The following is a 19,479-nucleotide window of genomic DNA, read 5'->3' as shown; positions in this document are numbered from 1 at the left end:
TCCTGATTAAGATTAAGTAGACACACACGTTAAGATTAACACATCCACGTCAACCGACTACCAACGGCTGGCGGCTTGTTTATCGCTATCGCGGGATTCCACCCAGCGCTCCCCTTCCGGCGTCGCTTCCCGCTTCCAGAACGGCGCTTTAGTTTTGAGGTAATCCATCATGAACTCCCCTGCCGCAAACGCGCTGCCGCGGTGCGCGCTGGTCACGCCCACGAAGACAATCTCTTCGCCTGGCCACATCTCGCCGATGCGGTGGATCACCGTGACGCGCCCGAGCGGCCAGCGGCCACGCGCTTCTTCCACAATGGCCGCCAGCGATTTCTCCGTCATGCCCGGGTAGTGCTCCAGCGTCAGCGCCTTCACGCTGTCACCGAGGTTGTGATTGCGTACCTTGCCGGTGAACGTCACGACCGCGCCGTCTTCGTCACGCTCGGCCAGCCAGTCATATTCTGTCCCCACGTTAAAACGCGCCGGGCTCACCAGAATTCGGGGCTCAGCCATCTTAACCTCCTGTGACCGGCGGAAAGAAGGCCACTTCATCCCCTGCGGTTAGTGGATGGCTGAACTCAACCAGCGTCTGGTTCACGGCGGCCAGCAGCTTACTTTCGTCCAGCGCCAGCGCCCAGCGTTCGCCCTGTGCGGCCAGATGCGCACGCAGGGCGGCGACGTTTTCAAAAGAGCCCTCCAGCGTCAGGCTGTCGGTATTCACCAGCTCGCGCACCTGGGCAAAAAAGAGCACCTTAATCATGGCTGTCCACCTTAAAATCACCGGATTTGCCGCCGCTTTTTGCCAGCAGGCGAACCGGGCCAATCACCATATCTTTCTGCACCGCTTTACACATGTCGTAGATGGTCAGCGCGGCAACGGAGGCTGCCGTCAGGGCTTCCATCTCAACGCCGGTCTTCCCGGTTAAGCGGCACAGGGACTCAATGCGCACCCGATTATGCTCCGGCTGCGCCTGCAGGTTCACTTCCACCTTGCTAAGCATCAGCGGATGGCAAAGGGGAATGAGGTCCCAGGTGCGCTTGGCGGCCTGAATACCGGCGATGCGGGCGGTGGCAAAGACGTCACCCTTGTGGTGGCTGCCGTCGATAATCATCGCCAGCGTTTCCGGCTGCATGGTAACGAACGCTTCCGCGCGCGCCTCGCGCACCGTTTCCGCTTTGGCGGAGACATCCACCATATGCGCTTCGCCGGCGGCGTTAATGTGGGTCAGTTGTGACATAGCTTATTTCTTTAAATGGGGATGGAAATTACACGGACGGGTACGGGCATCCAGCTGCGGGGCGATGATGTTTTCCCATGCGGTGCGGCAGGCTTTGGTCGAGCCCGGCATGGCGAAAATCAGGGTGTTGTTGGCCACCCCGGCGACGGCGCGCGACTGCAGCGTGGAGGTACCAATCTCCTCAAAGGAGAGCATGCGGAATACTTCGCCGAAGCCTTCCACTTCGCGGTCAAACAGCGGGATCAGCGCTTCAGGCGCCTGATCGCCTGCGGTAAAACCGGTGCCGCCGGTGATCAATACCACCTGCACTTCATCGCTGGCAATCCACTGCGAAACCTGCGCGCGAATGGCGTAGCGGTTCTCTTTCACAATCGCTTTATCGACGATGTGATGCCCCGCATCATGGGCCGCCTCGCGCAGCCAGTGGCCGGACGTATCATCCTCTTCGCCACGGCGGTTGGAAACGGTAAGAATAGCAATGCGTGTCGGGATAAATTCTGCGCTTACCTGACTCATCTTCTGATTCCTTCTTAAGCCTGATCACCCGCCAATATAAGACAGGTTCTGAGTAATGCCGGTGTTGCCCTGATGCAGGAAGTGGGTCTGTTTTTTGTGCGTCAGAGCTTCAGAAATGCGCGCTTCAAGCGCTTCCTGTTGAGCATCGTCTTCCAGCAGATCGCGCAGATCTACGCCGCCGTCGCCGAAGAGGCAGAGATGGAGCTTGCCCACGGAGGAGACGCGCAGACGGTTACAGCTGGCGCAGAAGTCTTTCTCATAGGGCATGATAAGGCCAATCTCACCCTCGTAATCCGGGTGGCAGAAGACCTGCGCCGGGCCGTCGCTGCGCTGGCGGATCTGGCGGATCCAGCCACGTTTGAGCAGCTCGTCGCGCAACACCATGCCGGAAATGTGATGGCGGCGGAACAGGTCACTGCCCTCACCGGTTTCCATCAGCTCGATAAAACGCAGCTGGATGGGGCGGGATTTCATCCATGCCAGGAAGGTATCGAGCTGATGATGGTTCACATCACGCATCAGCACCGTATTGACTTTGACTTTCTCGAACCCGGCCGCAAATGCCGCGTCGATGCCGTCCATCACCTGGCGGAACTTGTCCTGGCCGGTAATGGCGTGAAACTGGCGGGCATCGAGGCTGTCCACGCTGACGTTGATGGCGGTTAAGCCCGCGTCGCGCCAGGTCGCCACATCACGCGCCATCCGGTAACCGTTGGTGGTCACCGCAATCTGGCGGATATGTTCGTTTTCACGCACGGCGGCAATGATGTCGGGGAAATCACGGCGCAGAGAAGGTTCGCCTCCGGTCAGCCTGACCTTTTCGGTGCCAAGCCCGGAGAACGCGCGCGTAACGCGGCGCACCTCATCCACGGAGAGAAAGCCGTTATTGGTGACGCTGCCCGGTTTGTAACCGTCGGGCAGGCAGTAGGTGCAACGGAAGTTGCACACATCGGTAATCGACAGACGTAAGTAATAAAACTTACGCGCGAAAGCATCAGTCAGTTGTGAAGCCATGTACACCTTTCCAGATACGGGAGGCACAGTCATTTCTTTCTGTACCCTGGTGGCAGATCCGCCACGGCCAGAGCGCCATATCTTTCGACACAGGCACAAAGGCTAGAGTGTATGTTTTCAAATTCGAAAACGTGGTTATGGCGATAGTAGCGCGGAAATTCTCACTTCGCCATCATCGCCTTTCGCTATATAATTATGTATATAGCGACTCAATCGTGCATTTTCGCTACAGAATACCTAAAAACCCTCTTTTCGCATTGATATACGTCATTTTGCTTCGTATGAGGCATCGTCTTTTAGGGGTAGTTCAGGTAGTGTTACGCAGATCAAACGTGATAAGGAATTGGTATGCGCAATCGCACTTTTGCGGATCTTGACCGAGTGGTCGCTCTTGGCGGAGGCCACGGTCTGGGCCGGGTGATGTCCTCTTTGTCGTCACTGGGCTCAAGGCTGACAGGGATAGTGACAACCACCGATAATGGCGGCTCAACCGGGCGGATCAGACGTGCCGAAGGCGGCATCGCCTGGGGGATATGCGCAACTGTCTCAACCAGCTGATTACCGAACCGAGCGTCGCATCAGCGATGTTTGAGTACCGTTTTGGCGGCAACGGGGAACTTTCCGGGCATAACCTTGGAAATTTAATGCTTAAGGCGCTGGATCACCTGAGCGTGCGCCCGCTTGAAGCCATCAATTTGATACGAAATCTGCTGAAGGTGGATGCGTTCCTGATCCCGATGTCAGAACAGCCGGTGGATTTAATGGCCATTGATGCTGACGATCACGAAGTGTACGGCGAAGTGAATATCGACCAGCTTCTGCTGCCGCCCAAAGAGCTGATGACCTACCCGAGCGTACCGGCGACGCGTGAAGCCGTCGAAGCGATTGGCGAAGCGGATTTAATCCTGATTGGCCCGGGCAGTTTTTATACCAGCCTGATGCCGATCCTGCTGGTCAAAGAGCTGGCGCAGGCGCTGCGTCGCACCCCTGCTCCGATGGTTTACATCGGTAATCTGGGGCGTGAGCTGAGCCCGGCGGCGGCAAGCCTGTCGCTGGCAGACAAACTGAGCCTGATGGAGCAGTACGTCGGCAAGAAAATCATCGACGGCGTGGTGGTTGGGCCTAAGGTGGATGTCTCCGGTATCGGCGAGCGGGTGGTGATTCAGGTGCCGCTGGAGGCCAGCGATATTAAATACCGCCACGACCGCCATCTGCTGCGCGAAGCGCTGGAGAAGGCGATTCAGGCGCTGGGTTAGGTTCGTTTTATGCGGCCTGTTGCCCTCACCCCGGCCCTCTCCCACAGGGAGAGGGAGAAAACACATCACCAACTCACGATGCCGCAATAAACAAATCCCGCAGCTGATGAAGCTGATCGCGGATCTGTGCCGCCTCTTCGAACTCCAGGTTCTGGGCGTGCTGCATCATCTGCGCCTCCAGCTCGTGGATCTTCTGCTGCAGCGCTTTCGGCGTCAGTACGACGGTATCTTCTTCCACCACGGAACGCGCCTTGCCGCGGCCTTTCGCTTTGGTCTTCGCAATGTTCTGACCGAGCGCCAGAATATCCACCACTTTCTTGTTCAGCCCCTGCGGAGTAATGCCGTGCTCTTCGTTATAGCGCTGCTGTTTCTCACGGCGGCGTTCCGTTTCGCCAATCGCTTTCGCCATCGACGGGGTAATTTTGTCGCCGTAGAGAATCGCTTTGCCATTGACGTTACGCGCGGCGCGGCCAATGGTCTGGATCAGCGAGCGCTCGGAACGCAGGAAGCCCTCTTTATCCGCGTCCAGAATCGCCACCAGCGAGACTTCCGGCATATCCAGCCCCTCTCGCAACAGGTTGATCCCTACCAGCACGTCAAACTCACCCAGACGCAGATCGCGGATGATCTCCATACGCTCCACGGTATCGATATCCGAGTGCAGATAACGCACCTTCTCGCCGTGCTCTTCCAGGTACTCCGTCAGGTCTTCCGCCATACGCTTGGTGAGCGTGGTCACCAGCACACGCTCGTTGATGGCGGCACGCTTGCGGATCTCAGAGAGCAGATCGTCCACCTGGGTCGCCACCGGACGCACTTCGATAATCGGATCCAGCAGCCCGGTCGGACGAACCACCTGATCAATCACCTCATCGCCCGATTTCTCCAGCTCGTAGTTGCCCGGCGTGGCCGACACGTAAATAGTCTGTGGCGCCAGCGCCTCAAACTCTTCAAACTTCATCGGACGATTATCCAGTGCCGACGGCAGACGGAACCCGTACTCCACCAGCGTCTCTTTACGCGCGCGGTCACCGCGGTACATCCCGCCAATCTGCGGAATGGTGACGTGGGATTCGTCTATCACCAGCAAGCCGTCGGCCGGGAGGTAGTCAAACAGCGTCGGCGGCGGCTCACCCGGCCCACGACCGGAGAGGAAACGGGAGTAGTTTTCAATACCGGAGCAGTAGCCGAGCTCGTTCATCATCTCCAGATCGAACTGGGTTCGCTGGCTCAGGCGCTGCTCTTCCAGCAGCTTATTGTTCGCCAGAAGCACCTTACGGCGTTCAGCCAGCTCCACTTTGATCTCTTCCATCGCCTGCACGATACGCTCGCGCGGCGTCACGTAGTGCGTTTTAGGGTAGATGGTAAAACGCTGGATCACCGACTCAACGTGACCGGTTAGCGGGTCAAACAACGATAAACGTTCAACCTCTTCATCAAACAGCTCAACGCGCAGCGCCATATCGTCCGATTCCGCCGGGAAGATGTCGATCACCTCCCCGCGCACGCGGAACGTTCCGCGCTGAAATGCCTGGTCGTTACGGGTGTACTGCAACTCCGCCAGTCGGCGCAAAATCGCACGCTGATCGATGATCATCCCCTGCGTCAGGTGGAGCATCATCTTCAGATAGAGGTCCGGGTCGCCCAGGCCGTAAATCGCCGAAACCGACGCCACCACAACCACATCGCGACGCTCCAGAAGCGCCTTGGTCGCCGACAGTCGCATCTGCTCGATGTGTTCGTTCACTGAGGCATCTTTCTCGATGAAGGTGTCAGAGCTCGGCACATAGGCTTCCGGCTGGTAGTAATCGTAGTAGGAGACGAAATACTCAACGGCGTTCTCCGGGAAGAACTCTTTCATCTCGCCGTAAAGCTGTGCCGCGAGGGTTTTGTTGGGGGCAAGCACCATCGTAGGGCGCTGCAGATCCGCGATCACGTTGGCGATGGTGAACGTTTTACCGGAACCGGTTACCCCCAGCAGCGTCTGGTGCGCAAGCCCATCTTCCAGCCCCTCTTCCAGACGACGGATCGCCTCAGGCTGATCGCCAGATGGACGGAAAGCAGAATTCAGTTTGAACGGTTTACTCATGGGCGACGACCTGATGACGTTATAAGCGGCAGGTGAGTAATTTTACTCGTTGTTGCCAGGAATGCCAGTAAAAAACACTGGATGAAAAACCAGTAGCATGTCAGGATATTTAGCATAGCGGCTTAAGGATTAGCGCGTTAATGGATAAAATTTCGACTCTGACGAGATAAAAAACCAGTCAACGTGGGTTATCCCCAGAACTTTTTCTTTTTTAACATTTGTCAAGCCAGGTAATGAGAGTTTTATGGTAGCGCGTGACACTTTCATTACGGTAATTGCTTTTATCTAAGCAATTAAATTTTAAACGATATTTTCTAAAGCCGCGTTTCGCGTCAATTTGGGCGAAAGCCGCGTCTTCTCTCGCTTATCGCGTGTTTTCTAACTCTAATGCACATGGTTATCCACAGGAATAGTGGATAACTGCTTCCAGCCCATGCAGACTGCCGCTCGGCAAATTCCCGGATTTTCCCACGAGACGGTAACAAAAAATTTTTATCGCTATTTTTTGTCGATAAATAGTTGCGTCATTCATAACCACCTGATGGGATCTTGCTCACATTTCCGCCATTTTACCCTGCACCACGACTCAACACCGCCAGCACCGTCGATGTGCAATTCCGGGTTTCCTTACCCCACTTAGTGGTGGAACATTCTTAAAAAAGCCGCTTTTTTAATCACTTCACGGTTTCTGGCAGGGGTTTTGCACAATCAAAAACCGAGCGTCACCGACACATTTTTAAGGAGAGAAAGATGTTGAGTCTGCGTGCAGTGAATCAGTTTTACGGAAGCCAACATACGCTATGGAACGTGGATTTAGATTTTCCGCAAGGGATGTGTACCGGCGTTGTTGGCCTGCCAGGGATGGGAAAAACCACCCTAATGAATTGCATCGCCGGGAAAGTGCCCGTGGATAGCGGCACCATCATCTGGCATGAAGCGGGTGCACCGCCGCGTGATTTACTCAGCCAGACGGCCGAACAACGTTCCGGACCGGGGATTGGCTATGTCCCGCAGGACAGGCGGATTTTTTCTCAGCTGACGATTGAGGAAAATTTGCACATTGCCATGCGGGCGATGGATAAATCCGACCCGGCAGCGAAAAGTGAAGTGTACGAGCTCTTTCCCGAACTTTACGCGCTGCGTCAGACGCGAGGCAACGCCCTTTCGCCAGAGGCGCAGTATCAGCTTGCTCTGGCAAATGCGCTGGTCAATCGCCCGCGTATGTTGATTCTGGATGAACCTATGCACGGTGCCGGCCAGGGCTTTGCCCATAAGCTTGCACAACTGCTGGTACGGCTAAACCGGGAGCTTGGGATGACGGTGCTGCTAGCAGAACAGCAGCTGTCGTTTATCCGCCGGGTTGCGGATCGGTTTTGCATGCTCTACCGCGGACGTAACGTGGCACAGGGCCACGTTAACGAACTCAACGATGAGCTTATTGCCCACTGGATGTCGCTGGAAGCAAGACGCTGAGGTCAAGATACTGACCGGTTTCGGCCTGTTCGGCATCGTCTGCAAGCCAGGGGATCTCCCCCAGGAATGGCGCGGGGAGCACCCGTTTGAGGGTCGTCAGATACTCATGGTGTCGCTTGCCCGGCGTGACCACGTCGTTGGCTATCCAGCCCGCGAGACGCAGCCCTGCCTGCTGAACGGCCTGTGCCGTCAACATGGCGTGGTTAATACACCCGAGCTTGACGCCGACAACGAGTATGACCGGCAGTTGCTCGGCCTGCACCCAGTCAGCAAACGTCTGGTCCTGAGAGAGCGGCGTAAACCACCCGCCTGCACCTTCCACCAGCACCCAGTCGGCCTGGCTTTCCAGGGTTCGTAACCCGGCAGAGAGCACGGCAAAATCAATCGGACGGCCTTCATCAGCGCTGATAATGTGCGGCGAGGTCGGCTCGGCAAAGGTATACGGGTTCACCGCTGAATAGGCGAGTTCGAGCGTGCTGTTACGCTGAAGCGCCAGCGCGTCGGTGTTACGTAACCCCTCCGCCGTCATCTCGCTGCCGGAAGCCACAGGCTTATACCCGGCGGTGTTTTTCCAAAGCTTTCGCGCCGCCTGCAAAAGGGCAGCGCTGGCAACCGTCTTGCCCACTTCCGTATCCGTCCCGGTGACAAAATAACGTTCAGTCACGTTCAATAATCCCATGAAAAAGTTGATAAGAGAGCGGGAACTGGCCCCGCTGCTGCGGCCAGGCCAGCTCAAGGCGCTGCAGCTGGCCCCGGGTCAGCGGTTTTTTCTCGCGCCCGGCATGCAGATGCGTGGCGCCAATGCCCTTCAGCGAGCGCATCGCGCTTAAAGCATCGCTAAAATCGAGAGTGATGGTCTGCACCGTACTGCGATAGCGCCAGCCTGCCAGGGCCTGCGTAACCTGCTCATATGACAAAAAGCGGTTGGCGTGCGGCTGTTCATCCACCGCCTGCCAGGCCTGATTGAGCTCAGGTAACGAGCTTTCCAGTAGCGTGGTAAACGCCACCTTGCCGCCCGGGCAGGCGACGCGATAAAGCTCGCTCAACGCCTGCGGCAGGCTGCTGCACCACTGCACCGCCAGATGGCTCCAGACCAGATCGAATTGCGCGTCCGCCAGCGGAATCGCCTCGATGTCCGCCACCAGATAACGATGCGCAGCCTGCTGCTGGCGCGCCTCATCCAGCATAGCGGGAGACAGGTCGATGGCCGTCACGTGACTTCCCTCCTCGCGCCAGAGTCGGCTATTCCCGCCGGGGCCGCACCCGGCGTCAAGTACCTGGGTAAAGCGCCTCTCGCCGAGCAACGTCATCAGCCCCTGTGCGCTCTGGCGCTGCAGTTCATCGTGCTGTGAATAGCTGCGCGCGGCCCGGCCGAACGCCGCCGCAATGGCCTGCTTATTGACTGGCAACATGCAGCGCCTCCAGAAGTGCAGCAATATCCTCGGTCTCGTGCGCCGCCGTCAGCGTGAGCCGCAGACGCGCCGTGCCCGGCGGTACGGTGGGTGGACGAATAGCCGTGACCCACATCTCCCGATCGCGCAGCGTTTGTGCCAGGGAGAGCGCCTGCGCGTTTTCCCCTACGATCACCGGCTGGATGGCACTTTGCGAATCAGTACTGCGGAAAGGAAGCGCCGCCAGTCCCTGACGGAAGCGGCAGATATGCTCTGCCAGCCGCTGGCGACGTTCCTCCCCTTCTGCGCTACGAATGACGGCCAGGGACGCAGACAACGCCACGGCCTGCGCCGGTGGCATGCTGGTGCTGTAGATCAGGTGCCGGGCAAACTGCAGCAGATAGTCTGCAACGGACTCGCTGCACAGTACGGCGGCGCCACTCACGCCAAAACCTTTGCCGAAAGTGACTATCAGCAGCTCCGGCCTGACGCCTTGCTGGTGAACACTTCCCCGCCCTTCATCACCCGTCACGCCGATACCGTGGGCATCGTCGACCAGCAGCCAGGCATGTTGCTGTCTGGCAGCCTCGTGCAGTACGGCAAGCGGTGCGCTGTCGCCGTCCATGCTGAATACCCCTTCCGTGACCACCAGCTGTTGCCCCTCGCACGGTTTATCCAGCAGCGCAGCGAGTTGCCCCGCATCGTTATGGGCAAAGCGGCGCAGCTGAGCCGGACTCAAACTTGCCGCTTCCAGCAGCGAGGCATGGCTTAAGCGGTCGGCGACAATGCGGTCGTCCTTCCCCATCAGGGCGGTAATCACCGCCTGATTGGCGGCAAAACCCGAAATAAACAACAGCGCGCGCGGGTAGCCCAGCCAGTCGGCAAGCGCCTCCTCCAGCGCCTGATGTGCCGGGGTGTAGCCGCTAACGTGCCCCGATCCACCGCTGCCCACGCCAAACCGCTCTGCCCCCTGCTGCCAGGCGCGAACGATAGCCGGATGCTGGCTAAGACCGAGATAATCGTTACTGGAGAAGTTACGGTAACGCCGACTGTCGCGGGTCAGAAAACGGCCTGCGCCGTTTTCGACCACCTTGCGTACGCGAAACGCATCAGTCGCCCGACGCTCGTCGAGCGCCGACTGGATACGTGCCTGCCAGGTCATACTGCTGCCGCGTTGTAGAACTGGTCGGTGTCGGCATTGAAAATCTGCTGCTCCAGCTGCTGCTGTTGCTCGTTATCGCCCGTCAGCACCTCGGTCTGATGCGGGTTCAGCCCCAGCTTGCGGAACAGCTGAACATCTTTGTCTTCCTCCGGGTTCGGAGTGGTCAGCAGCTTGCAGCCGTAGAAGATGGAGTTGGCCCCGGCCATAAAGCACATTGCCTGGGTCTGCTCGTTCATCTGCTCACGGCCCGCAGAAAGGCGTACATAAGAGGTCGGCATCATGATGCGCGCCACCGCGATAGTGCGAATAAAATCAAACGCGTCCACGTCTTCGTTATCCGCCAGCGGCGTGCCTTTGACCTTCACCAGCATGTTAATCGGGACGCTTTCCGGCGGCGTTGGCAGGTTCGCCAGCTGCAGCAGCAGACCCGCACGATCTTTCACCGTTTCACCTAAGCCCACAATACCGCCGGAACAGACTTTGATCCCCGCGTCACGCACTTTGTCCAGCGTATCCAGACGCTCCTGATAGGTGCGCGTGGTGATGATGTTGCCGTAAAACTCCGGCGAGGTATCGAGGTTATGGTTGTAGTAATCCAGTCCTGCCGCCGAGAGGCGCTGCGCCTGTTCTTCGTTCAGCGTTCCGAGCGTCATACAGGCTTCGAGGCCCATCTCCTTCACCCCTTTCACCATCTGCTCCAGATACGGCATATCGCGATCGTGCGGGTTCTTCCACGCCGCCCCCATGCAGAAGCGGGTCGAGCCGGCGTTTTTCGCCTTACGCGCGGAATCGAGCACCTGCTCTACTTCCATCAGGCGTTCGGATTCAAGACCGGTTTTATAGCGTGCGCTCTGTGGGCAATATTTGCAGTCTTCAGGACAGGCGCCGGTCTTGATCGACAGCAGCGTGCTGACCTGAACATGGCGCGGATCGAAGTGCTGACGATGCACCTGTTGGGCTTCAAACATCAGCTCAAGGAAAGGTTTATTGAATAATTCAGTAACTTGCGACATCGTCCAGCGTGCGTGGTGAGCCATCGGGCTTCTCCAAAGGGTTTTGTTAATTTTCGGTTCGGTTTATACTCGTAAACCTAAAACTTTTCAAAATGGTTTACAAGTCGATTATGACCCAGGACGATCTCGCCTTCGACAAGCAGCATATCTGGCACCCTTACACCTCCACCACCCGCCCTCTTCCCGTCTATCCGGTGGCCTCGGCCCACGGCTGCGAGCTGCACCTTGCCAGCGGTGAACAGCTCGTCGACGGGATGTCCTCCTGGTGGGCGGCCATTCACGGGTATAACCACCCGCGCCTGAATACGGCGATGAAGGCCCAGATTGACCAGATGTCGCACGTCATGTTTGGCGGGATCACCCATCAACCTGCGGTGGATTTGTGCCGTCGCCTGGTGGCAATGACCCCTGAATCGCTGGAGTGTGTCTTCCTGGCCGATTCCGGCTCCGTGGCGGTGGAAGTGGCGATGAAAATGGCGCTGCAGTACTGGCACGCCAGAGGCGAAACGCGCCAGCGCTTCCTCACGTTCCGCAACGGCTATCATGGTGATACCTTCGGGGCGATGTCGGTCTGCGACCCGGATAACTCCATGCACAGCCTGTGGAAAGGGTACCTGCCGGAAAACCTGTTCGCGCCTGCCCCGCAAAGCCGCTTCGACGGCGAGTGGAACGAGATGGACATGGTTGGCTTCGCGCGACTCATGGCGGCACATCGTCATGATATCGCCGCCGTCATCCTGGAGCCGATTGTGCAGGGCGCAGGCGGAATGAGGATGTATCATCCGGAATGGCTGAAGCGTATTCGCAAGATGTGCGACCGCGAGGGCATTCTGCTGATTGCCGATGAAATCGCCACCGGCTTTGGCCGCACCGGGAAGCTGTTTGCCTGTGAGCATGCGGGTATCGCCCCGGATATTTTATGCCTGGGCAAAGCGCTGACTGGCGGCACCATGACGCTCTCGGCCACCCTCACGACCCGTCATGTTGCCGACACCATCAGCGACGGCGACGCGGGCTGCTTTATGCACGGTCCGACGTTTATGGGCAACCCTCTGGCCTGCGCCGTCGCAAGTGAAAGCCTCGCCATACTGGAGAGCGGCGAGTGGCAGACGCAGGTCGCGGCGATTGCAGCGCAGCTGAAAGACGAGCTGAGCGCCGCCTCGGGAGCCCATTTTGTGGCGGACGTGCGCGTGCTGGGCGCCATCGGGGTAATTGAAACCACGCATCCGGTGAATATGGCGGCGCTGCAGCGCTTCTTCGTTGAGCAGGGCGTCTGGGTGCGGCCTTTCGGCAAGCTTATCTACCTGATGCCGCCGTATATCATCACTGCTGAGCAGCTGCGTAAGCTCACCGCCGCGGTAGTCGACGCGGTCAACATACCCGCGCATTTCACGATTTAGCCCTATGCGTTACACTTCGAGAACGAGTGATTAACGAGGGTAAACCGTATGAAAATCATCAGCAAAGATCTGCGCGACGGCGAAAAGCTGCCGGAACGCCACGTTTTCAACGGCATGGGGTATCAGGGCGATAATATCTCCCCGCACCTGGCGTGGGATGAGGTTCCGGCTGGCACGAAAAGCTTTGTCGTGACCTGTTACGACCCGGATGCGCCAACCGGCTCCGGTTGGTGGCACTGGATCGTAGCAAACCTGCCTGCCGACACGCGCGTGCTGCCGCAGGGTTCCGGCTCCGGCCTGGTCGCCCTGCCGGAAGGCGCTATTCAGACGCGCACTGACTTTGGTAAAGCGGGCTACGGCGGCGCAGCGCCACCAAAAGGGGAAACCCACCGCTATATCTTCACGGTGCATGCGCTGGATGTGGACAAGATTGAGGTCGATGAAGGCGCGAGTGGCGCGATGGTAGGCTTTAACGTGCATTTCCATTCGCTTGGTAGCGCGTCGATTACGGCGATGTATTCGTAAAAAAAGCCGGGTGGCGGCTACGCCTTACCCGGCCTACATTTTGCACTCGTAGGCCCGGTAAGCGCAGCGCCACCGGGCACGAATCACAGCACGGAAGGTAGCAGCCCTACCAGCCGTCCCTCTTCCAGAAGCTGCATCGCTTTATCAATGTCCGGCGCAAAGAAACGGTCGTCATCGTAATGCGATACGTGCTCACGGAGCGCCTGACGCGCCTGCTCCAGCAGCGGGCTGGATTTCAGCCCTTCACGCAAATCAATACCCTGACTTGCCGCCAGCCATTCCACCGCCAGCACGCCGCGGGTGTTGGCGGCCATCTCCCAGAGACGACGTCCGGCAGCCGGGGCCATCGAGACGTGGTCCTCCTGGTTCGCCGAGGTTGGCAGGCTGTCGACGCTGTGCGGGTGCGACAGCGCTTTGTTTTCACTCGCCAGCGCGGCAGCCGTCACCTGGGCAATCATAAAGCCCGAGTTGACCCCGCCGTTACGCACCAGGAACGGTGGCAGCTGCGACATATGTTTATCCATCATCAGCGCGATACGGCGTTCTGACAACGCGCCAATTTCGGCAATGGCCAGGGCGATATTATCCGCCGCCATCGCCACCGGCTCGGCGTGGAAGTTACCGCCGGAGACCACCTCGTTTTCCTGGGCGAAGACCAGCGGGTTATCGGATACCGCGTTGGCCTCTATCAGCAGTACCTCTGCGGCCTGGCGCAGCTGCGTCAGGCACGCGCCCATCACCTGCGGCTGGCAGCGCAGAGAGTACGGATCCTGCACTTTTTCACAGTTGTGGTGTGAATCCGCAATTTCGCTTGTGTCGGTGAGCACGTGGCGATACATGGCGGCGGCGTCAATCTGGCCGCGCTGGCCGCGCACCTCGTGGATGCGGGCGTCGAACGGACGACGCGAACCCAGCACGGCTTCGGTGGTGAGCGCGCCGCACACCACCGCCGAGGCAAACAGATCCTCCGCTTCAAACAGGCCACGCAGCGCGAAGGCGGTCGACGCCTGCGTGCCGTTCAGCAGCGCCAGCCCCTCCTTCGCCGCCAGGGTGATCGGGGCTAAACCGGCTTTTTTCAGCGCCTCTTTGGCAGGAAGCCATTCGCCCTGCCAGCGTGCCTGCCCTTCCCCCAACAGAAGCAGCGACATATGCGCCAGCGGCGCAAGATCGCCGGAGGCGCCGACGGAACCTTTCGCCGGGATCCACGGATAGACGTCGGCATTAACCAGCGCCATCAGCGCCTGGATCACGCTCAGGCGAATGCCGGAGAAACCGCGCGCCAGGCTGTTGATTTTAAGCACCATCATCAGACGGACAATCTCGTCATCCAGCGGCTGGCCGACCCCCGCCGCGTGAGACAGCACCAGTGAACGCTGTAAGTTTTCCAGATCGTGCGTTGCAATGCGCGTTTGTGCCAGCAGACCAAAGCCGGTGTTGATCCCGTAAGCCGTGCGCCCTTCGGCAACAATGGCCTCCACGCAGGCAACGCTGCCGTTAATGGCGGCGTGGGCACTTTCATCAAGCGAGAGCGTAACCGGCTGACGCCAGACGTTTCGCAGCTGTTTAAGCGTCAGGGAACCGGGCGTAAGTGTTAAGGCGTTCATTCATGATTTCCTTGTGTGGCAGGGATCATCGGCAGGTTTAGCCCCTGCTCTTTGGCACAGTCAATAGCAATCTCGTAACCCGCGTCCGCGTGACGCATCACGCCGGTGGCCGGGTCGTTGTGCAGCACGCGAGCGATACGCGCGGCGGCTTCATCGGTACCGTCACAAACGATAACCATCCCCGAGTGCTGGGAGAAGCCCATTCCCACGCCACCGCCGTGGTGCAGCGAGACCCAGGTCGCGCCGCTGGCGGTATTGAGCAGGGCATTCAGCAGCGGCCAGTCTGAAACGGCATCCGAGCCGTCGCGCATGGCTTCCGTTTCACGGTTAGGGCTGGCAACGGAGCCGGAATCAAGGTGGTCGCGACCAATGACAATCGGTGCGGAGACTTCGCCACTGCGCACCATTTCATTGAAGGCCAGACCCAGTTTTTGCCGCCACTCCAGACCGACCCAGCAGATACGCGCCGGCAGGCCCTGGAAGTTAATGCGCTCGCGCGCCATGTCCAGCCAGTGGTGGAGATGTTCGTCATCCGCGACGATCTCTTTCACTTTGGCATCGGTTTTGTAGATATCCTCCGGGTCACCGGACAGGGCAACCCAGCGGAACGGCCCAATGCCGCGACAGAACAGCGGGCGAATATAGGCAGGCACGAAGCCCGGGAAGTCGAAGGCGTTCGTCACGCCCATCTCTTTCGCCATCTGGCGGATGTTATTGCCGTAATCGAAGGTCGGAATGCCCATCTTGCTGAAGGCCAGCATCGCGGAGACGTGTTCAGCCATCGAACGTTTCGCGGCAAGTACCGTGCCTTCCGGGTCGGTTTCCGCTTTTTGCTGGTATTCTTCCCACGTCCAGCCGTTTGGCAGGTAACCGTGCAGCGGGTCATGGGCGCTGGTCTGGTCGGTGACGAGATCCGGGCGAACGCCGCGGGCGACAAGTTCAGGCAGAATCTCTGCCGCGTTGCCGCACAGGGCGATCGACACCGCTTTGCCTTCCGAGGTGTATTTTTTGATGCGCGCCAGCGCATCGTCGAGATTATCAGCCTGCTCGTCGACGTAGCGGGTACGCAGACGGAAATCAATGCGGCTCTGCTGGCACTCAATGTTAAGCGAGCAGGCGCCAGCAAGCGTGGCAGCCAGTGGCTGCGCGCCGCCCATACCGCCGAGACCGGCAGTCAATACCCAGCGGCCTTTCAGCGAGCCGTTATAGTGCTGGCGACCGGCTTCCACGAAGGTTTCGTAAGTGCCTTGCACAATCCCCTGGCTGCCAATGTAGATCCAGCTCCCGGCGGTCATCTGACCATACATCGCCAGCCCTTTGGCATCCAGCTCGTTGAAGTGTTCCCACGTCGCCCAGTGCGGCACCAGGTTAGAGTTGGCGATCAGCACGCGTGGCGCATTTTTATGGGTTTTGAATACGCCGACCGGCTTGCCGGACTGTACCAGCAGGGTTTCGTCGTGTTCGAGATGAGTCAGGGATTTTACAATTGCGTCATAGCATTCCCAGTTACGCGCGGCGCGGCCTATGCCGCCGTAGACCACCAGCTCGTGGGGTTTCTCCGCCACCTCAGGGTCGAGGTTATTCATCAACATGCGCAGCGGGGCTTCGGTGAGCCAGCTTTTGGCAGTAAGCGTGGTGCCGCGCGCGGCGCGGACATCCTGCTGGCGGTATTTACCTGACGACATTGTGTGCTCCTCATAAAGGACAGATGATGCATTTAGATATACTTGTATAGACAAGCACACACAAGGTCAGTTTTAACAAAAAAGATACAATTTTGTTATATTGCGTTAGCGATCACGCTTATAAAACTTATGACATAAAGTGGCCCTGCAGCCGGTAACGGTTACCCGGGAAAAGCAGCCTGGCATGGGAGACAATCTGCGATGATGACCAGGTTCGACGGCGGATCAGCAGGCACGGATCGTGCTCTTTAATGCGCAACCGTTCACACTCCTGCGGCGTGGCGCGCACAGCCTCCACAATGTGTTCCCCTTCCGTCAGCGGTGCGACCAGCGAGAGGTACGCATGCGGCGTGGTTTGGGTGTAATCCTGGCTCAGATACTCCGGTATCCGCTCTGCGTTAACGCAGCGATCTTCAATCTGTACCGGAATGTCGTTCTCAAAATGCACCATCACGGAGTGGAAGATACGGCTCCCTTCTTTAACATTCAGCTCGGCGGCCTGCTCGGCGCTCGCCTCGGTCTCTTCGAGCACCAGCACCTCGCAGCGGTGCTGATGATTTCGCGAGTGTATCTCATCGGCAATACTGCGGATTTCAAACAGCGCCGACTGACCTTTGGGCTCCGCCACGAAAGTGCCGACCCCCTGCAGGCGCACCAGAAGACCTTCATCGGTCAGTTCGCGCAGCGCCCGGTTGATGGTCATCCGGCTAAATCCAAATTGCGCCACCAGTTCGGCCTCGGACGGAATACGATCGTGAGGGCGCCAGACACCGGTAGCAATTTTTTCGCTGATAGCCTGCTTCACCTTTTCGTAGAAAGGCGCAGGAGGGCTCGACTGCGCCAGGGGCGAGCGTGAAAACATCATGACTCCTTAAATAGGGTTATGCCCACCAGTGAGCAATTTGCCAGGCCAGACGAGCGGCAAGCTTCGCGCCCTGTCCGTCCCTGTCGTACTGCGGGTTAAACTCTACCAGATCGGCGGCCTGCAGCTTACCGCTGCGACAGATTTGTTCGATAACCGGCAGAAGATCCAGCGCCGGTACCCCTAACGCCGCAGGGGCGGATACGGCAGGCATTTCGCTCGCCGGCAGAACGTCGAGGTCAATAGTCAGGTAGACCCGATCGGCCTGCGCCAGCACCTTTTCCAGCGCAGATAACGCATCGCGTCTGAAATGCCAGTCTTCCACCAGCGTGACGTTCAGGCGTTCCGCTTCATCCCAGAGTGCCTGCGTGTTGGCTGCCCGGCTGACGCCAAAGCAGGCGTAGCGAAACGCCCGACCGTGGTCCTCGCAGTAATGGGCCAGTTGACGAAACGGGGTACCGGATGTTGCACGCTCGGCCTTGCGCAGATCGAGATGGGCATCAAGATTAATCACCGCCACGCGCTCGTTCGGGAAGGCATCGAGAATGCCCCGACCATGCGCCCAGGCGGTCTCGTGCCCGCCGCCAAAGATGAGCGTGCGCATCCCGGACTGCTGGCAGGCCGTCACCGCATCGCTTAAAACCCGCTGTGCCGCTTCAAGTTCATCACCTTCGACATACACGGACCCCATATCCGCAAGCCGTTCGTGTCCCTGATGGCTGGCCATATTCGCCAGCGCGTTGCGCAGGATATCAGGGGCCTGCACGGCGCCAGGCCTGCCCTGATTGCGTTTAACCCCTGCATCGCATTCAAACCCGATCAGCGCGATGCCAGAGGAAAGCGGCGTAAACTGCGCCTGCTGCTGTATCGTCTGAAAGATACGCTTTGCATTGCTGGCCTCGGCGCTGTCGTCACGCCCCTGCCAGACCGTTTCGGCTACGGGCCGCCATAACCTCATACTGCCTCCCCACGGAAAATACGCTGATACAACGGATTGCGACCCGGTTCATAGACCATCTCAACCGGATGGTCAGCATCCCAGACGATAAAATCGGCCACATACCCCGCCTGCAATTGCCCGTGGGTTGCGCCGCGACCCAGCGCCTGCGCGGCGTGTCGCGTGACGCCAGCCCAGGCCTCTTCAGGGGTCAGGCCAAACTGGACGCAGGCCATATTCATCGCCAGGTGCAGGCTCGCAAACGGGCTGGTGCCGGGGTTATAGTCGGTGGCCACCGCCATCGGCACTCCCTGTTTTCTGAGCTGTTCAACCGGCGGGCGCTGGCGCTCCTGAAGGAAATAGAACGCGCCGGGGAGCAATACCGCCACCGTACCGCTTTGCGCCATCGCCTGAATGCCTGCGTCGTCGAGATATTCGATATGATCCGCTGACAGCCCTTTATACTGGCTGACCAGCGCCGCACCGCCCTGATTAGACAGCTGCTCAACATGCCCTTTCACCGGAATACCCAGCGCGGTGGCGGCCTGGAAAAGGCGCTCGGTTTGCGACGGGGTAAAGCCGACGTTTTCACAAAACACATCTACCGCTTCAAATAACGCTTTTTGCCACAGCGTGGGCATGATCTGCTCGCAGACCAGCGTGAGATACGCATCCGGATCCTGTCGGTATTCCGCAGGGACGGCATGTGCCGCCAGAAGCGTCGGGCTAATCTCGACCAGATTACTCAGACTAAGCTGGCGAGCAACCAGCAACATTTTCTCTTCGGCATCCGCGTTAAGTCCGTATCCCGATTTAATTTCTATGGTCGTCACGCCTTCATTCATCAGACGCTCTAGCCGCTGCTGCGCCAGCTTCAACAGGGTTTCCGGCGAACTGTTGCGTGTCGCAGTCACGGTGGCGTTAATCCCGCCGCCCTGCGCGCTGATGGTTTGATAAGAGACACCGTTCAGGCGCTGCTCCCACTCTGCCGCGCGGTCGCCGCCAAACACCAGATGGGTATGGCAATCAATCAGCCCCGGCGTCACCAGACGCCCCTGTAGATCGATGCAGTGACGGTGTCCGGAAGGAATGTCAGATTCAGGGATCACGGCCAGGATGGTTTGACCGCGCACGACCAGGGCGTGTTGCGCTTTCAGACCATAGGGTGCGGAGGCATCGGGAACCATCGTTGCCAGTCGCGCATTTCGCCATATTACATCGTCAGGATGAAGCTGCATGGGCATTCCACTTGTCATAGGTTGTATAGACATTTATTTTCATCCGCCGTCTGCTGTCAACCGTTCTGGTAGAAAATGT

Annotated in this window: 18 protein-coding genes, 1 pseudogene and 1 riboswitch; of the genes and pseudogenes, 4 read left to right on the top strand and 15 right to left on the bottom strand. The window is 58.6% G+C overall.

Translation table 11 applies throughout. From position 1 onward, the window contains the following. Positions 1 to 57 precede the first annotated feature (57 nt). From moaE to moaA, 5 genes are all read right to left on the bottom strand, one after another. Positions 58 to 510, bottom strand: a complete 453-nt coding sequence (gene moaE, locus A4308_RS10660) for a molybdopterin synthase catalytic subunit MoaE (protein WP_063308514.1) — start codon at positions 508 to 510, stop codon at positions 58 to 60. Position 511: 1 nt separating this feature from the next. After that, positions 512 to 757, bottom strand: coding sequence for a molybdopterin synthase sulfur carrier subunit (moaD, locus tag A4308_RS10655; protein WP_014883082.1), 246 nt, complete (start codon positions 755 to 757; stop codon positions 512 to 514). Then, positions 750 to 1,235 (bottom strand): cyclic pyranopterin monophosphate synthase MoaC, encoded by a 486-nt coding sequence (moaC, locus tag A4308_RS10650; RefSeq protein WP_014883081.1) that lies wholly within the window; start codon positions 1,233 to 1,235, stop codon positions 750 to 752. The genes moaD and moaC overlap by 8 nt, the downstream gene beginning before the upstream one ends. A gap of 3 nt (positions 1,236 to 1,238) precedes the next feature. Next, positions 1,239 to 1,751 (bottom strand): molybdenum cofactor biosynthesis protein B, encoded by a 513-nt coding sequence (moaB, locus tag A4308_RS10645; RefSeq protein ID WP_032637144.1) that lies wholly within the window; start codon positions 1,749 to 1,751, stop codon positions 1,239 to 1,241. A 24-nt stretch (positions 1,752 to 1,775) separates the two neighbouring features. Beyond that, complete coding sequence (gene moaA / locus A4308_RS10640) at positions 1,776 to 2,765, bottom strand: GTP 3',8-cyclase MoaA (protein WP_063308513.1); 990 nt, start codon at positions 2,763 to 2,765, stop codon at positions 1,776 to 1,778. Further along, positions 2,753 to 2,887: riboswitch (molybdenum cofactor riboswitch) on the bottom strand. It overlaps the preceding gene by 13 nt. 226 nt (positions 2,888 to 3,113) lie before the next feature. Here moaA and yvcK point away from each other — a divergent pair. Continuing rightward, positions 3,114 to 4,021: pseudogene (gene yvcK, locus A4308_RS10635) on the top strand (uridine diphosphate-N-acetylglucosamine-binding protein YvcK). 73 nt (positions 4,022 to 4,094) lie between these two features. On the opposite strand, the gene uvrB reads toward yvcK, so the two are convergent. Next, positions 4,095 to 6,110 (bottom strand): excinuclease ABC subunit UvrB, encoded by a 2,016-nt coding sequence (gene uvrB, locus A4308_RS10630; protein ID WP_014883077.1) that lies wholly within the window; start codon positions 6,108 to 6,110, stop codon positions 4,095 to 4,097. 750 nt (positions 6,111 to 6,860) lie between these two features. Here uvrB and A4308_RS10625 point away from each other — a divergent pair. Next, entirely contained in the window at positions 6,861 to 7,583 is a 723-nt protein-coding gene (locus tag A4308_RS10625; protein WP_023332449.1) for an ABC transporter ATP-binding protein, read from the top strand. On the opposite strand, the gene bioD is transcribed toward A4308_RS10625, so the two are convergent. From bioD to bioB, 4 genes are read right to left on the bottom strand one after another with little or no spacing between them, the layout of a single operon-like run. Beyond that, the gene (gene bioD / locus A4308_RS10620) at positions 7,546 to 8,247 is read right to left on the bottom strand and encodes a dethiobiotin synthase (protein ID WP_045269738.1); all 702 of its coding nucleotides are present in this window, start codon (positions 8,245 to 8,247) and stop codon (positions 7,546 to 7,548) included. The two genes, A4308_RS10625 and bioD, sit on opposite strands and share 38 nt — an antisense overlap. Further along, the gene (gene bioC / locus A4308_RS10615) at positions 8,240 to 8,995 is read right to left on the bottom strand and encodes a malonyl-ACP O-methyltransferase BioC (protein ID WP_045281105.1); all 756 of its coding nucleotides are present in this window, start codon (positions 8,993 to 8,995) and stop codon (positions 8,240 to 8,242) included. Before bioC ends, bioD begins: the two co-directional genes overlap by 8 nt. Continuing rightward, positions 8,979 to 10,136: an 8-amino-7-oxononanoate synthase gene (gene bioF / locus A4308_RS10610; RefSeq protein WP_014883073.1), complete on the bottom strand. Its 1,158-nt coding sequence runs from the start codon at positions 10,134 to 10,136 to the stop codon at positions 8,979 to 8,981. The genes bioC and bioF overlap by 17 nt, the downstream gene beginning before the upstream one ends. Next, entirely contained in the window at positions 10,133 to 11,173 is a 1,041-nt protein-coding gene (gene bioB, locus A4308_RS10605) for a biotin synthase BioB (RefSeq protein ID WP_008501133.1), read from the bottom strand. Before bioB ends, bioF begins: the two co-directional genes overlap by 4 nt. Positions 11,174 to 11,259: 86 nt before the next feature. On the opposite strand from bioB, the gene bioA reads away from it, so the two are divergent. Further along, positions 11,260 to 12,549: an adenosylmethionine--8-amino-7-oxononanoate transaminase gene (gene bioA, locus A4308_RS10600; protein ID WP_072251790.1), complete on the top strand. Its 1,290-nt coding sequence runs from the start codon at positions 11,260 to 11,262 to the stop codon at positions 12,547 to 12,549. Between the two features lie 48 nt (positions 12,550 to 12,597). Next, positions 12,598 to 13,074, top strand: a complete 477-nt coding sequence (locus A4308_RS10595) for a kinase inhibitor (RefSeq protein WP_014883071.1) — start codon at positions 12,598 to 12,600, stop codon at positions 13,072 to 13,074. 83 nt (positions 13,075 to 13,157) lie between these two features. On the opposite strand, the gene hutH is transcribed toward A4308_RS10595, so the two are convergent. From hutH to hutI, 5 genes are all read right to left on the bottom strand, one after another. After that, positions 13,158 to 14,678 (bottom strand): histidine ammonia-lyase, encoded by a 1,521-nt coding sequence (gene hutH / locus A4308_RS10590; protein ID WP_063308512.1) that lies wholly within the window; start codon positions 14,676 to 14,678, stop codon positions 13,158 to 13,160. Then, positions 14,675 to 16,363, bottom strand: a complete 1,689-nt coding sequence (gene hutU / locus A4308_RS10585) for a urocanate hydratase (protein ID WP_063308511.1) — start codon at positions 16,361 to 16,363, stop codon at positions 14,675 to 14,677. The genes hutH and hutU overlap by 4 nt, the downstream gene beginning before the upstream one ends. A 127-nt stretch (positions 16,364 to 16,490) precedes the next feature. Beyond that, positions 16,491 to 17,225, bottom strand: coding sequence for a histidine utilization repressor (locus tag A4308_RS10580; protein WP_014883068.1), 735 nt, complete (start codon positions 17,223 to 17,225; stop codon positions 16,491 to 16,493). Between the two features lie 19 nt (positions 17,226 to 17,244). Continuing rightward, a complete protein-coding gene (gene hutG / locus A4308_RS10575) occupies positions 17,245 to 18,183 on the bottom strand; it encodes a formimidoylglutamase (protein ID WP_045281107.1) in 939 nt (312 codons plus the stop codon). Beyond that, the gene (gene hutI, locus A4308_RS10570) at positions 18,180 to 19,400 is read right to left on the bottom strand and encodes an imidazolonepropionase (protein ID WP_045281108.1); all 1,221 of its coding nucleotides are present in this window, start codon (positions 19,398 to 19,400) and stop codon (positions 18,180 to 18,182) included. The genes hutG and hutI overlap by 4 nt, the downstream gene beginning before the upstream one ends. Between the last annotated feature and the right edge of the window lie 79 nt (positions 19,401 to 19,479).

Origin of the sequence: Enterobacter sp. ODB01, assembly GCF_001623605.1 — a bacterium.
GTDB lineage: Bacteria > Pseudomonadota > Gammaproteobacteria > Enterobacterales > Enterobacteriaceae > Enterobacter > Enterobacter kobei.
Note: the sequence above shows the minus strand (reverse complement) of the source record. Positions and strands in the feature narration are given on the sequence as shown.